Source organism: Anaerolineales bacterium, assembly GCA_030583885.1.
Taxonomy (GTDB): Bacteria; Chloroflexota; Anaerolineae; order Anaerolineales; family Villigracilaceae; genus Villigracilis.
The window spans coordinates 4371011-4385860 of the sequence record CP129480.1 but is presented as its reverse complement, the minus strand read 5'-3'; the positions used below and the strand labels follow the sequence as shown (position 1 = coordinate 4385860).

Annotated in this window: 14 protein-coding genes; 5 read left to right on the top strand and 9 right to left on the bottom strand. The window is 54.7% G+C overall.

Annotated features, from left to right (window positions below; all coding sequences use genetic code 11):
* Positions 1–3: 3 nt before the first annotated feature.
* From QY332_21995 to QY332_21955, 9 genes are all read right to left on the bottom strand, one after another.
* Positions 4–1575: a sulfatase-like hydrolase/transferase gene (locus tag QY332_21995; protein WKZ36285.1), complete on the bottom strand. Its 1572-nt coding sequence runs from the start codon at positions 1573–1575 to the stop codon at positions 4–6.
* Between the two features lie 90 nt (positions 1576–1665).
* Positions 1666–2667 carry an alpha/beta hydrolase gene (locus QY332_21990; GenBank protein WKZ36284.1) on the bottom strand — a complete coding sequence of 334 codons (1002 nt, stop codon included), beginning with the start codon at positions 2665–2667 and terminating at the stop codon, positions 1666–1668.
* A 2-nt stretch (positions 2668–2669) separates the two neighbouring features.
* Entirely contained in the window at positions 2670–4007 is a 1338-nt protein-coding gene (locus QY332_21985; GenBank protein WKZ36283.1) for an MFS transporter, read from the bottom strand.
* 33 nt (positions 4008–4040) lie between these two features.
* Complete coding sequence (locus QY332_21980) at positions 4041–4802, bottom strand: alpha/beta fold hydrolase (GenBank protein WKZ36282.1); 762 nt, start codon at positions 4800–4802, stop codon at positions 4041–4043.
* A 17-nt stretch (positions 4803–4819) separates the two neighbouring features.
* Complete coding sequence (locus QY332_21975; protein WKZ36281.1) at positions 4820–5896, bottom strand: DUF2270 domain-containing protein; 1077 nt, start codon at positions 5894–5896, stop codon at positions 4820–4822.
* A gap of 7 nt (positions 5897–5903) precedes the next feature.
* On the bottom strand, positions 5904–6737 hold the full coding sequence (locus QY332_21970; protein WKZ36280.1) for a carbohydrate ABC transporter permease: 834 nt from the start codon (positions 6735–6737) through the stop codon (positions 5904–5906).
* 21 nt (positions 6738–6758) lie between these two features.
* The gene (locus QY332_21965; GenBank protein ID WKZ36279.1) at positions 6759–7691 is read right to left on the bottom strand and encodes a sugar ABC transporter permease; all 933 of its coding nucleotides are present in this window, start codon (positions 7689–7691) and stop codon (positions 6759–6761) included.
* A gap of 61 nt (positions 7692–7752) precedes the next feature.
* The gene (locus tag QY332_21960) at positions 7753–9177 is read right to left on the bottom strand and encodes an extracellular solute-binding protein (GenBank protein ID WKZ36278.1); all 1425 of its coding nucleotides are present in this window, start codon (positions 9175–9177) and stop codon (positions 7753–7755) included.
* Positions 9178–9273: 96 nt separating this feature from the next.
* The gene (locus tag QY332_21955) at positions 9274–10287 is read right to left on the bottom strand and encodes a LacI family DNA-binding transcriptional regulator (GenBank protein WKZ36277.1); all 1014 of its coding nucleotides are present in this window, start codon (positions 10285–10287) and stop codon (positions 9274–9276) included.
* Between the two features lie 116 nt (positions 10288–10403).
* On the opposite strand from QY332_21955, the gene QY332_21950 reads away from it, so the two are divergent.
* From QY332_21950 to QY332_21930, 5 genes are all read left to right on the top strand, one after another.
* A complete protein-coding gene (locus QY332_21950) occupies positions 10404–10844 on the top strand; it encodes a hypothetical protein (GenBank protein ID WKZ36276.1) in 441 nt (146 codons plus the stop codon).
* A gap of 172 nt (positions 10845–11016) precedes the next feature.
* The gene (locus QY332_21945; GenBank protein ID WKZ36275.1) at positions 11017–11727 is read left to right on the top strand and encodes a hypothetical protein; all 711 of its coding nucleotides are present in this window, start codon (positions 11017–11019) and stop codon (positions 11725–11727) included.
* A gap of 39 nt (positions 11728–11766) precedes the next feature.
* Complete coding sequence (locus QY332_21940) at positions 11767–12714, top strand: ABC transporter ATP-binding protein (GenBank protein ID WKZ36274.1); 948 nt, start codon at positions 11767–11769, stop codon at positions 12712–12714.
* Positions 12711–13664: an ABC transporter ATP-binding protein gene (locus QY332_21935; GenBank protein WKZ36273.1), complete on the top strand. Its 954-nt coding sequence runs from the start codon at positions 12711–12713 to the stop codon at positions 13662–13664. Before QY332_21940 ends, QY332_21935 begins: the two co-directional genes overlap by 4 nt.
* A gap of 10 nt (positions 13665–13674) precedes the next feature.
* On the top strand, positions 13675–14811 hold the full coding sequence (locus QY332_21930) for an ABC transporter permease (protein ID WKZ36272.1): 1137 nt from the start codon (positions 13675–13677) through the stop codon (positions 14809–14811).
* Positions 14812–14850 lie beyond the last annotated feature (39 nt).

The following is a 14850-nucleotide window of genomic DNA, read 5'->3' as shown; positions in this document are numbered from 1 at the left end:
TTCTCAAATACTGCGTTCATGTTCCCAGTGCGGATTATCGCTGGCGCGCAGATACCAGTGTAACAAACGTTCCCGCAAGTCGTTACGAACTTCCGGCAAGGCTGGGTCGTCAATGCGATTATACAATTCCTGCGGGTCATTTTTCAGGTCGTACAGTTCTTCCTTTCCAGCGCTGCGGATGATCAGTTTCCACTCGCGGGTGCGGAGCATAGCGGCGCGCGCCACCGTGGTGGGGTCATCCTGCTGAAGTTTAAGTTTCTCGAAGTAATGTCCCATCAACGGGTCATCGTCAGATTGAATGCCCGCCTCGAAGGCTTGCGGTTCGCGCGGATCGTAACCACCCACCGCGTAGACCGCATCCCTTTCCGTAAAGCCTTCCATCACGGAAGTGAGCGACAGACCAAAGTGAGTGTAGGGCGTTTGAATACCCGCCTGCTCCAACACGGTGGGAAAAAGATCGAGCGACTGGGTGAAACCGTCCACGCGCTGACCTGCGTGAGCGTCGGCGGGATATTTGACGATCAGCGGCGCGCGCAGTAAATCATCCTGAAAGCCCGTTGGCCACTTTTCCACTAATCCGTAATCACCAACATAATCGCCGTGATCGCTGAGGAAGAGAATGAGCGCATCGTCGTACAGTCCCTGCGCCTTGAGTGCGGCAACGATACGCCCCACCTGCTCGTCCAGTTTTGTGACCATGCCGTAGTAGGTGGCGCGCAGTTCGCGCAAGTCTTCAGGAGTCAATTGCGCCAGATCGTAGCGCGAATACAGTTCGCGCATAAAATGCGGCTTATCGTCCAGCCGCGCAGGAATGGGATCAGCGATGGCGGCGCGCTCATACATCGAGAAGTACGGCTCTTCCACTTGATACGGCGTGTGTGGCAAGGTGGCGGCAATATAAAGACAGAAGGGCTGGCGCGGCACAGAAGCCAGCCAGCGCGCGGCGGACTCGAAAATCAGCGGTTCCATCTGCGCGGCAGGGGAGGCGGGTTCCGCCTTTCCGAAGTAAAACGAATGGTGCAGGTGATGTCCACGCGAATAGGGACTGTGCGCCGCAGGCAGCATATCCGCGAATTCTTGCAAGCGCTCGTCGCCGAATAAGCCGCTCAACGGCTTGCGCTCCACCACAAACAAGCGAAACGCCAGCGCCAGCATTTTCAATTTTTTACGTAACTTCAAAGGACGCAGACGCTGGCGCATTAATTTTATCTGAACGCTCTGCGGACCCGCCAGCCGCCGCCGAAAACTGGCGCGCAGGCTGGGCGTGGTCATCAGGTCGTTCTTGCCCGCCATGACGGTCTCGTAGCCGTTCTCTTTCAGAATCTTAAACAGATTTTCTTCGTGCGGGCGCAGCAACTGATACAGCGAGCGATGCCCGTTGACCTGTGGATACAGTCCCGTAAAGTTTGCCATGCGCGAAGGCGCGCAGACCGGGTTGGCGGCGTAGTTTTGCGTGAAGGTCACGCCGTCCTTCCGCAGCGCGGTGAGATGCGGCGCGCGTACAAGCGGATTCTCCAGCGCATCCGCGCGCAGGTCGTCGGCAATAATGATGACGATATTGGGATGGGCGGTCACGTTGATGTGTTTCTCCCAAAGGAATGAAAGGCTTGTTGAATAAATGACGTTAAGTGCCGTCCCAAAGGTTTGATTGGCGAAACAGTGTTTTCAAGGAAACCTTCGGGACGTTTTGCTTATGGCAACTGAATGAAGAAAAAATACAGCTTCTTCAAGCGCGGATGTGGCTTGAGGAAGGAAACCAACAAAATTAAAAAATCCGTGAATCGCGCCCTGATAACGCACGCAATGTGCCGCGACGCCTGCCTGTTCCAGCCTTGCGGCATACTGCTCCGCCTCATCGCGCAACGGATCAAATTCAGCGGTCAGGATCAAGACAGGCGGTAGACCGCGCAAGTCATCCGCCAGCAGGGGCGAGACGCGCGGATCGAAACGTTCCTCCTGCGTGTTGAGATATTGTCCGCGCCGCTTTTCCAACGTGAGAGTGGTGATGCCATATCCTTGCATTCCGAATTGGCGGTGGGACTCTGTATCCATTTGAGCGAGATTGGTCACGGGGTTGAACAGGATTTGAAAAGCAATCGCGGGATGGTCATGCTGTCTCGCTGCCAGACAAGCGGCAGTTGCCAACGTGCCGCCAGCGCTGCCGCCCACTACGCCGAGACGGGCAGAGTCCCCGCCGAGTTCAGGGGCGTGTTCCGCCGCCCAATCCAGGATAGCGAGAGCATCTTCCAGCGCGGCGGGGAATTTATGTTCGGGAGCGAGACGGTAATCTACAGAAATTACCACACATTGTCCGCGCTTTGCCAACTGGCGGCAGAACGGGTCGGACTGTTCCAAGTCACCGAGCGCCCAGCCGCCGCCGTGCAAAAAAATCAGAATTGGCATAGGCGCTGACTCAGCGGGCGTATAAATGCGGATGGGAATCGCCCAGCCCTGAGCGGGGATTAAGCGGTCTTCGATGCGCTTCATCCCCACGCGGCGGACGAAAAGACGCCTCAGTCCGGAACGGGATTCTCGTTCACGCGCCCGCTCTTCGTCCACGCCTGGAGCCGCAGGCTGGGAGACGGGAGCCAGCCGAAGCAGGAGGCGGAGGCGCGGGTCAAGGTGTCCGCCTCCAAGATGTGCGGGGTCAGCAATCCGAACTGCCATTCCTACCCCACAAGTTCTGCCTTGCGTTTTTCCAGCAGGTCATTCAGCGCCATGCAGTCGCGGTGGTAAAACGGATAGAAAGCGAACCAGAAGATCACGCTCAACGTGAGCGAAACGGTCACTGCCCAGAAGAACAGGTTGGTGAGCGTAATCTGGTTGCCAACAATGCCGACAATGGCAGCTACAGCAGCCTGAATCAAGCCGTTGGCAAGGCGGTTGACGGCGTAGGCGGTGCTGCGTTGTTCGGGCGCGTTGATAGCGGCGATCATTGGGGCAATGGCGGCGGGAAATGCCATATCCATGAATAAACCAAACAGCAGGGCAAACACAAAGAAGTTCATCATGCTGCCCGATACCTGCTGGAAGAAGAAATACCCCAGCAGCGCCATCATGGCGCGCGATCCCTGCGCCACGAACAACCGTCCGAAGCGCGGATTTTTGCGCTCTGCCCAATCCCCCAACAGACCGCCAATCAATGTACTGAGCGCCGAACCGATGATAATTCCAGTTAGCACGGTGGTGGCTTGTCCGGGACGGAAGCCGCGTTCATCCACCAGCCAGGTAACAGCGAAGGTTAATATGGTAATCTGTACTGGCACACCGAAAATCTTTTCAAAAATAAGCAGCAGGTTGGTCGGCACGCGAAAGATGGAGGCCACGCTCTGCCAGGAAAAGGCATACTTTTTTTCCGACTTCTCCGCCATGTCATAAATGGCGGCTTCCGCGCCGCCGCGCGGCGGTTCGGTCAGGAAGAGGGCGAAGAACAGACCGCTCAACATGCTCAACGCGCCGAAGGTAATGAAGCCGATGCGCCAGCCCGTTTCGGGAATTTCTGCCATACGCCCAAAGAACAGGATGCTGACAATAACCGCCAGCGAGGAAATCATGCGCATAATGCCGAAGACCTTGCCGCGTTCCTTTTGCGGGAACAGGTCGGTGAGCATGGAGTTCATCGGCGAGCCCAGCGCCACCAACCCAATGGCGGCGACCACGCGCAACGCCAGCAGCATTTCGTAACTGGCGGAAAAACCAATCAGCAGAGTCCACAACCCCCACAGACCGGCGCCGATGATCAGGATGCGCTTGCGGCTGTAGCGGTCCGCCAAAACGCCCCAGATCGGACCGAAGATCATCTCCATCACCTTGCCCAGGCTGGTGATCGTGCCGAGGTTGGCGGTGGTCATGTTCAATGAAGTGCGAATGGCGGGGAACATGGAAGACATCGCCTGGTCTTCGCCAGCGTCCACGATGCCGGCGAAGGCCAGCGTTACCACATTGCGCCAGCGTCCCTTGACAGCAGGAACATCGGCGGCGGGCAGTTCTTGCGTTTGTGCGGTCATGTCATTCTCCTTTTGTTAAAGACCCTGAAGGTTTCAAAAACCTTTAGGTCTGGTGGTAAAAAAGTCGGCTACTTTGCGATACACGATTTCACGTTCTTGATCCAACGTGATCACGTGTCCGCTTTTTTCGAGCCAGAGCGTTTCCTTGTGCGGCGTGACCAGACGCTCGCTCAACAAATCCAATGCGTTGGGTTCGATCACCTTGTCGCCGTGCGACTGGATCAACAGCACAGGCACGTTGATTTTCGGCAGCCCAGTCTGCATGAGTTTCGCCAGCTCTGCGGCTTCGGCGATGGCATGAGGGACAAAATAGGCGTAGGAAGTTTCGGCGCGATTGCCCACCGCGGCAGGTTTTTTGAATTTTGGAACGAACAGGCTGAGGGGCCGCATGAAGCGGACGCGCCAGTCGCCGGTCAACCCGTAGGGCGTGGATAGCGCCGCCACACCATGGACTTCATAGCGGTTGCCCGCGATCAGGGTTAGGACTCCGCCCATGGAGAGACCGGCGACATAAATTCGATCGCTCATACCTCGCAATAGATTCAAGCCGTCCTCTACAGCGACCAACCAGTCGCGCCAGGTGGGGCGGCGCAGGTCGTCCACCTGCGTGCCATGTCCGGGCAGGCGGATGCCAAGCGTGGTGTAGCCTTGCGTTTCGTTCAAATATTTTCCGAGTCCGCGCATGGCGGCGGGAGAGCCGGTAAAACCGTGAATCAGCAAAACGCCATTGCGTTTGGAATCGCCGGGAAACAGAAACGGCTCTGCGCCTGGCATGGTCAGGGATTTTAGGTCCACAAGCATCCTTTCTGTGATTACATTTTCAGGGGTTTAAAGCCACGTCCCAGTACTTCCTGGGCTGGCATCACAATGACAAAAGCGCCGGAATCCTGCGCCTGCACCAGAGCCTTGAGGTGGGCAGTCTCGGTTACGGTCAGAGCAACCAGAAGCACTTCGCGTTCTGTATTGGAGTACATCCCCTGCCCATGCAGGGAGGTGGCTCCGCGCCGCATTTCCTTGATAATCTGGTCGGCGACTTCGCGCGGCTTGGTGGTGATAATTATGGCCAGCAACTGCTGCCGTCGGCGACGCGGCGAGCTTGTTTCTGTTTTTTCAGGATGATGATTATGCTCTTCGTGGACTTCCATACTGCGCCACAGTCCGCGGAAGACCGGCATCCCCTCGAATTTCGGCAGCACTTCGCCGCTGGCTTGCGTCAGCCCGGCAGTGAGAATGCCCGCTAAGATTAATAGACTGTTGAAGACCAACCCCAGCGTAATCATCACCTCGCCGGAGATACTGCCTATTGACACACGGCTGACAAAATCTGCCCAAGTGAGGGCGGGGGTGGGGTGCAGGTAGATTTTGAATGCCCAAGCCGCATTTAACACCATGAATATCCAGAAGTAATTGCGGCGGAAACGCCGCCCGAAGGCTTCCCACATGCTGATTGGAAATTCAGGAGTGAGTAAAGATTCCGCCAGGTTTTCCGCCCATTCCGGGTGAGGCGTAAAAGGTGGAACGAGCATGGCGGCGAAGAAATCCGTCTCCATCAGGCGGGTGCGGAGACTCCATAGTTCATAATAACGATAACGGCGCGCTTCGATCCAAAGGAAGATCGTCACCAGCAGGCTGTTCAGGATGATCACGCCATAATGATTTTGAGGCGAAGATAAGGCAAACGAGACGGCCGCACTGGTAGTGATGACCGCCCAGTTGGTGGTGTTGTCCAGGCGCATCCGCCAGGTGTTGGAACGCTGAATCTCGGCGCGGTAAAAATGCACCATCGCCGTTGTAAACTCGGACGAACGCAGGTGATAGCCGCGATAAGACCAGACCGATTCGTCCGGCGGAGGCGTATTCTTTTCGGGAGCGGGGTTGGAATCTGTCACAGACGAATTACCCTTTCAAGGCACCGAGGGTAAGTCCTTTGATGATATAACGCTGGGCAAAAGCCACCATCAGCAGGGCGGGGACCATGGCGAAGAATGCGCCGGCTGCCATTTCTCCGTAGCGGATGCTGTATTCGGTCACAAAGCCGGCGATACCGACCGGGATGGTCATGCCGCGCGGCGTGCTGGTCAACGTGAGCGCAAAGAGAAAATCGCGCCAGGAGAAGATGAACGCCAGCGCACCCGCAGCGGCAATCCCCGGCTGAATAATCGGGATCAGCACCTGGGTCAGGGATTGGAAGCGGTTGGCGCCGTCCACCATGGCGGCTTCCTCCAATTCTTTGGGGATATCCGCGAAGAAGTCCAGCAAAATCCAGGTGGCGGTGGGCAGGTTCAAAACAATTTGTCCCATCATAACCGCCAGTACCGTATCATAAATATTGAGGGAACGGGCGATCAAATAAAACGGACCGAGGAACGTAACTGGCGGAAGCATGTGAATGAACAGAATGGTTCCAAGCAGGAGTCCGCTCCACAAGGGACGCCAGGGGAAACGGCTCAGGCTGTACGCCGCCAGGCTGGCAATCACCAACACAATGGCCATTGTTCCAGTAGCGATGATCAGGCTGTTGGCAGTCAGACGCAAAAAATTACTTTGGGCGGGATCGAATAACCTCTGGTAGTTGACCAGTGTGGGCGTAAACCACAGTGAACCGGAGATAATGTCGCGAAACAATTTAAGCGAGGTCGCCAGTGTAAAAAAAATCGGGATCAGGGTGAAGGCGACCACCAGCATCAGAAAGCCATGCCGAAAAAATGGTTCCATTGAAAATTTTTTCATGGATGAATGTTTCCTCATGGTTTATGCGGCGCGTCGTCCGAGACGCCGATAGGAAATGACAAAGACCGAGATAATGACAGACAGCCCCAATGCCAGGAAAGAGGCGTACCCCAATCTGAACTGACCCGAAAATACATCGTAGATGTATAAACTGATGACCTCGGTCGCGGTGCCAGGTCCGCCGCCGGTCAACAGGAAAATTTCATCGAAGACCTTAAAGGCAAAAATGGTTCGCAGCATGATTGCCGTAATCAGGGTCGGGCGCAGGAGCGGAAGGGTGATGTAGCGCAGGATCTGAAATTCGGAGGCGCCGTCCACGCGCGCGGCTTCGTTAACCTCCTGCGGCATGGATTCCAACCCCGCCAGAAGAATGAGGAACATAAAACTGGTCCAGTGCCATAAATCCACCAGAACCACAGAAGGCATTGCCAGTTGCGGGTCAGCGGTCCATGTGGGGACGGCGATAACGCCAAATAATTTCAACGCCTGGTTAATAAAGCCGTAATTGTAGTCATACATCAGCCGCCACATGGTGCCGATGGCGATGGGCGGAACCAACAGCGGGATAAGCAGCACGGTACGATATAAACCAACCAGATGTTTGCTGCGGCTAACCAGGATGGAAATGACCAACGCCAGAAACGTCTCGATGACAACCACCGCTACGACAAAGACGAGGGTATTCCGCAACGCTATCGGCACGAGCTGGTCTTGCAACGCCGTTTCCAGGTGTTTCAAGCCGACAACTTCCCACACCACCTCCCCTTTGACAATATCCACCTCCGAAACGCTCATGCGGAGTAGTTGAAGGGTGGGATATGCCACCAGCAGGAGTAGGACTATAACCAGCGGCGCGACAGTCCAATACTGAAAGGTGCGGTCTACAAAATTGCCCAGGCGCAGAGGCAGATTCGGCGGTTTTTGGGGGTGGGAGGAATCGAGGGAAGACTGCATGAGTTCTCCAAAATGATAAAAAGAGGGGGGACGGATGGTTTGTCCATCCCCCCCTTTGCAACTACTCAGCCAGCGGCTTGACCTTGTAACCCGCGTCCGTCAGGATTTTGTGAATTTCCTTTGCGGCTTCCGCAAGGGCCTGTTCCGCCGTGATTTCGCCAGCCACCGCCTGCTTTAGGCGGCGGTCAACAACCTCAATGATCTGGGGCGTCTCGGCCAGGCGCGGCTGGGCATGGATGAAGGGCGTGCTGTCTGCCATGGCTTTCATCCACCAGCCCCGCGTTGGGTCGCTTGACATTTCCTCGTACACGTCCTGGCGCACCGGAATGGCGCCAGCCTGCGCGTAGAACAACTGCGCATCCTTGGTCAATGCCCAGTTCAGGAAGGCAAGTGCGGCTTGTTTGCGTTCATCAGGCAGGTTGTGTGGAACACCCATCACCCAGATACCGGACATGGTAGCGTTTGAGCCAGCCATCTCGCCGGGTAAAACGGTTGCGCCTACATTGCCTACGACGAAAGATTTCTCTGCGTTGTCAAAATCAGAGGCAGAGGCGCCCACCAGGACAAATTGCGCCGCATTACCAGCCATCATCAAGCTGGCCATATCTGGCTGACCAATGTCAGCATAGTTAGGCGGCCCGTATGTTGTTCCCAGTTTCAACCAGGTAGCCAACGCTTTCTGTCCAGCTTCTTGGTTAATAGTGACTTCCCATTCGCCGGTTTTCTCGTCCAATGTGATCAATTTGCCACCATAGCCAGCCAGGAAACCTTGGAACTCCCAGTTGGGCGGGTTGGTGCGAATGACATAGCCGTACATATTGGGGGCGTCCTGAAGAGCCTCTGCTGCGGCTTCCACATCTGCCCAGGTCTGCGGAGCGGCAAGTCCCCTTGCCTCAAACAGGTCCTTACGGTAGAAGAAGAGCATAATATTACCGTTGATTGGCAGGCCGTAGATCTCGCCGTTCTCAGAAGAATAGCCTAATTCTGGATCCCAGCGGGTGGCCCACTCGTATTCGATGACCTGCGGGTCGAGTTCGAAGTTCGGGTCAATTTCCTTGATGGGTGTCACCAGCCCGTCGGCATAGAACTGCATGTACCACTGCTCGTTCAACGTGAGGATGTCGAACTCGCTCTCCGAGGCTTGCACCGCGTTGCGCGACTTCTCCAACATGCCGGGGAAAGGTGTGCGGTTCAAATTGACTTGGTTGCCGGTCTCTTCCACATATTTGTTGACCAGCGCTTCGAAGCCCGCCAGCCAGGGTGATTCGTTGATGAGGATGGTAATGGGGGGCAGGGGCTTGGGCTCTTCCGTCGCGGTGGGAGCCGCAGCCTCTGTGGGAGATTCTTCGGTTGCCGCCTGGGTGGGCGCCGGCGCTTCTGTCGTTGCAGCGGGTCCGCAAGCGGCAAGCAGGAACGAGAAAACAACCAGCAGGCTAAGGGTCAAAAAAAGACCGCCTTGCGCCTTTTTCATCAAATGGACGTTCATGGGATTCTCTCCTTTTAGTTTGAAATTATTGTGAAGCGGGAACACGACTTATAACATTCGGCTTGGGAAAGCCTCCTTTCTCGAACGCGCGGTTGATCAATTTTTCGCAGACGCCGTGGAGTTCCTGGTAATGAGGGATGTCTCCAACATAATTTGCCTTGGGGTCGCGTTTTGCTTGTCTCGCATGAAAGCCAGTAGAGTCTCGGCGGCCTTTCGTCCTTTTTCGTAGGTATCCTGCCGAATCGTTGTCAGCGGCGGGCTGGAAAAGCGCGCCAGGCTGATATCGTCGAACCCAATGACGGAAACATCTTCAGGCACGCCATACCCCAGTTCCTTCAAAGCCTGCATCGCGCCAAACGCCATCATATCGTCGCCACAGATGAGGGCGCTGGGGGGATTGGGGTCTTTCATGGCTTTGGCTGCCAGCGCATGCCCCGATTCCGAAGTGAAATCTCCTTCCAGGATATACCCGTCTGCCGCAGGAAGTCCGTGTTTTTGCAGCGCATTACGGTATCCCAGCGCGCGTAAGCGCACAGAGACCAGACTCATTGGTCCTGCCAGAAGCGCGATGCGGCGATGCCTAAGCGAGATTAAATGTTCGATCGCCTGTTCGACGCCGCCTGCAAAATCCGCATCCACCCAACTGGTCGAATTGTTCGTCTCAGAAATGCGGCAGGTACAAACGCAGGGCACACCATTCTCCTCCAGCCCCTGAAGATTGGGGTCCCCGATCGGGATGCTCATCAGAATCAGCCCATCCACTTTTCGCTGAGAGTATAGGCTTGCGTACGGCGCTTTATCGTGGGCAAGATGGAGGAGCAAATTAAAATTGTTCGCACTGAGCTCTTCGGCAATGCCTTGCAATACTTGTGTAAAGAATGGGTGCGTAAAAATGTAATCTGCAGAGTGGGGAATGATCACGCCAACCGTGTTGGTTTGCCCGTTGACCAGATTGCGCGCGGTTGTATTCGGCTGATAGCCTAACTCTAAAATTGCCTGTTGGACTTTTTTCCGGGTTTCGGGAGAGATTTCTGCCAGGTTATTTACCACTCTGGAAACCGTCTTGATGGAAACGCCCGAAAGCCTAGCTACATCTTTGATTGTTACCATTGGCACACCTATGGATACTTGTTACAATATGAATGACAACGTTTACTGACAACGTTGTCATTAAATTATCATAATTTCTGTACCCTGTCAAGAAAAAAAGAGAAACATTGAAAACCATGAATAATTCCATTCCAACCTCCCTACTTGAAATCCATGAAACGCAGAAGCCTGGCTTCCAGCCGCTGATAGATTCTGATTGCTGGCGCGTCGCGATCCTAAGTTTTGCTCCCGACTTGACCCCCCAGCAGCTTGTCGAATTCCAGCGCCATAACGAAAGCGATGAGGTATTCGTGTTGTTAAGCGGACGCTGTATTCTGTTTCTCGGAGAGGGCGACGATTCAGTCACGTGGGTGTTTGCGCACAACCTGGAGCCGTTCAAACTCTACAACGTGCGGCGCCGCGCCTGGCACGCGCACGTCCAGAGCGCGGACGCTAAATTGCTCATTGTGGAAAATCGTAATACCTCGCGCCTGAACTCGCCGCGTATTGATCTTTCCCCGCACCAGCGGGAGGAAATTTTCGAACTGACACGGCAGTTGTGGGGAGTTCACGGCTGATTATCGAATCAGCGCAGAGTCTAGGCGTACTTGTGCTTTTTGTCCCATGCACTTGAGCGTGTGGATAACACATCACCACCAAACTTTCATCACGCATCCATTTCACCTTGACGTATTCATTTTGAGAGAGTAAAATCCTGCCTGCTTTTTGGTCTTTTTGGAAAAAATAACCATGAAACTCACCCGCCGTCAGGAAACTTTCGTTCACCGCTTGCTTGACCTATATCGCGAATTGAATGGTCCGATTCATTATTCGGCGCTTGCCGAAAGAATTGGGGTCAGTCCATTCACAGCATACGACATGCTGCGCCTGCTCGAAGAAAAAGGTTTGGTGACTTCCCAATACCGCCTCGATTCTGATAAACCGGTGGTTGGGCGCTCCGAAGTGGTTTTTCTGCCAACGGAGCGCGCCCACCAGTTGTTCATTGAATTGGCTGGAGATGCTGACCAAGGCAACTGGGAAAATATCAAGACACAAATCATGGAGAAGATTCGAGGGGGAGGATTTAATGACCATGTTTTGGCAGAGGAAATACTGGCGCGAGTGCCGCCGGATGTTCCAGATGTTCTTCGCTATTGCATTGAAGTCATGACCATCGTTATCCTGCGGCTTGGCAAAGGAACGGGACGTCGGGTTCTGGCTGAACACCTGCCTCAGATTATTGAGTGGAAGGGCACGGTTACCCGCTCGGGTCTGATGCTGTTGGGCGGTTTTACACTGGGATTACTGGCAAATGAAAGTAATAGTGATGTGGAATGGAATAAACTCTTTCTGGAGCACATCCGTCGTTACCAGTCTCTTGTCATGGATATGGAACCGCGCCTGTGCCGCCGGTTGGGTGACAGTATGAAAGATGTATTTGCTCCAATTTTCAAGGCATAAAACTTTTGCCTAATTCTTTGGTCTTTTTGGAAAGGCGACATGAGTATAGCGATTGAATCTCTTCAACTTATAAAACGTTATCCAGGGCAAAAAAAAGAGGACCGTCCGGCTATTGATACGATTGACCTGACTGTCGAATCCGGTCAACTGTATGGACTGGTCGGTCCCGACGGTGCGGGAAAAACCACACTCCTCCGCATTCTGTCCACCGTGATGGAACCGACATCCGGTTCCGCTCGACTGGCGGGTTTTGACGTAATGAAACAATCCGAAGATGTGCGGGCTTTGTTAGGGTACATGCCGCAAGCCTTTAGTTTGTATCCCGACTTGACCGTGATGGAAAACCTAAAATTCTTTGCCGACATCAATGGCGTGTCTGCCCAAAAACAAAAGACTCGCATTGATGAATTGCTGGAGTTCGCGCGCCTGACGGAATTTACGATGCGGCGCAGTGAGAATCTCTCCGGTGGGATGCGCAAGAAACTGGCATTGGCTTGCGCCCTGATTCACGACCCCAAGATATTGCTGTTGGACGAGCCAACCACTGGCGTGGACCCTGTCTCACGGCGTGAGTTGTGGCGGCTGCTTTCAAAAGTCATCCAGCAGGGCGTGACAGTGTTAGTCAGCACGCCATATATGGATGAGGCGGAACGTTGCAATACGGTCAGCATCATTAATCGGGGGCGCGTTTTGATCAGCGGCGCGCCAGCCGAATTGGAAGCGCAGTTGCCTTTCCGCATCGTGGAGGTCAAAGCCAAGCCTCGACGAGCACTGCGCGCAGTGGCAGATCGGACGGAAGGGGTGATCCGTTGGCGCGCTGTCGGCGACCGCCTGCGCCTTTCGGTCAGCGACCCGGCTAAAGTCATGCCCCGAATCGAAGCGGAACTAAAAAAAGACGGGGCGGAGATCAGCATCCTGCGTGAAGCAAGTCTTTTGATGGAGGATGTCTTTATCCACCTGGTTGAAAAACAGGAGGCGCAATCGTGAGCGCAGAAAAAGCCGTTGAGGTCATTCAACTAACGCGAAAGTTCGGTGATTTTACCGCCGCGGATCACGTTAGTTTTGAAATTCCCAAGGGAGAAATTTTTGGCTTGCTTGGGCCAAATGGCGCGGGCAAGACAACCACCATCCGCATGTTATGCGGAATTCTTACGCCCACATCGGGCGAGGCGCGGGTGATGGGGTTTGATGTCGCTCGCCAGACTGAAGAGGTCAAGCAACGCATTGGTTACATGTCGCAGAAGTTTTCGCTGTACAACGACCTGACTGTGTATGAGAACCTGGATTTTTACGCCAATTTGTACTGCGTACCACGTGAGAAGTTCACTTCGCGTCTGAACGAATTGATCGAGATGGCGGGACTGCGCGGACATGAAAAGCAGTTGACTGCCAGTCTTTCGGGCGCGTGGAGGCAAAGGCTGGCGCTGGCTTGCGCCATTGTCCATGAGCCGCCGATGCTCTTTTTGGATGAGCCTACTGCCGGGGTAGACCCGGTCTCGCGGCGCGAGTTCTGGGACATGATCTATAACCTGGCTGGGCAGGGTGTGAGCGTACTGGCGACCACCCATTACATGGATGAAGCCGAATTTTGCAATGTGATCGGGATGATGTATCGCTCGCGACTAATCGCCCTGGATGACCCCGATACGCTCAAGGAAAATATGCGCGGCACGTTATTTGAAATAGACTGCCGTGAACCCGGACGCGCCGAGGAAATCCTGAAAGGCCTGCCTTTTGCGCATGATGTGGCGGTGCATGGCGTCCTCCTGCACGTATTGGTGGGCGCTGAAAAAGAAAAACGGGAGCTGGAGAAAGCCTTACAGTCGAATGGCATTGCCGTGAAACGGATCGAGCGCGTCCTGCCTTCGCTGGAGGATGTGTTCGTTTCCCTGGTGGAAGATGAAGATCGCCCGCAAATGCGGGATGACATTGAATAAGGAGTTTTATATGGGACAAGGTTTTCGCCGCATGGCGACGATGGTTCGCAAAGAATGGCTGCATATCATCCGCGACCCGCGCACGTTGGGACTGGTCATTTTCATGCCTGTGATGATGCTCGTGTTGCTGGGATATGCGGTCGCTAATGACGTGGAGGATCTTCCGCTGGCGGTGGCTGATTTATCGCACACCGATGCCAGCCGCGCGCTGGTGGAAAAATTCACCGTGAGCGGGTTTTACCTAGTGACGCACACCGCCCAAAGCGAGGCGGAGATTCTCGAAATGCTGGATGCTGGAACCGTCAAGGCCGGCATTTATATCCCGGAGGATTTCGGGCGCAGGATCAGCACGGGCGGGTCGGGAACGGTGCAGTTTTACATTGACGGTTCCAACCCGACGGTGGCGCAGACCGCGCAACTGGCGGCGGAGACCGTCAGCCAGGCTACTTCACAGGAGATACTCGTCCAACGCCTGGAACGCGGCGGCGCGGGCTTGACGATCAGCCTGCCGATTGACACGCGCATCCGTTATTTATACAACCCAAATCTGCGCAAGATGAACTTTATGATCCCCGGCCTGGTGGCGGTTATTTTGCAAATCCAAACCCTGTTACTGACCGCATTTGCCATCGTGCGCGAACGCGAGCAAGGCACGCTGGAGCAGTTAATCGTGACGCCCGTTCGTTCCTGGGAATTAATGCTCGGCAAGATTCTGCCTTTCGTGCTGGTGGCTTTCCTGAACGTCGCCATGACGGTGGGAGTGGGCGCGTTCTTATTCGGGGTGGAAGTGGCAGGCAGCCTTACGCTGCTGGCTATCCTAAGCCTGATCTTCCTGCTCGGCTCGTTGGGGTTGGGCGTGCTGATCTCGACTATTTCACAAACCCAGATGCAAGCCATGTATATGTCTTCATTCATCATGATGCCATCCTTCCTGCTGGCAGGTTTGCTCTACCCGCGCGATAACATGCCCTGGGTGGCTTATTACGCCGGCTACCTGATGCCTGTCACTTACTTCCTGGAAATTGTGCGCGGCATCATGCTAAAAGGCGTGGGGCTGGCTACGCTGTGGGTCTGGGTCTGGCCGATGGCAGTGTTCAGCGTGGTTGTGTTCTTCGCCAGCGTGTTCATGTTCCATAAACGTCTGTAATCTGGTTGTCTGATAAAAAATTCTCTAAATTGGAGTTCA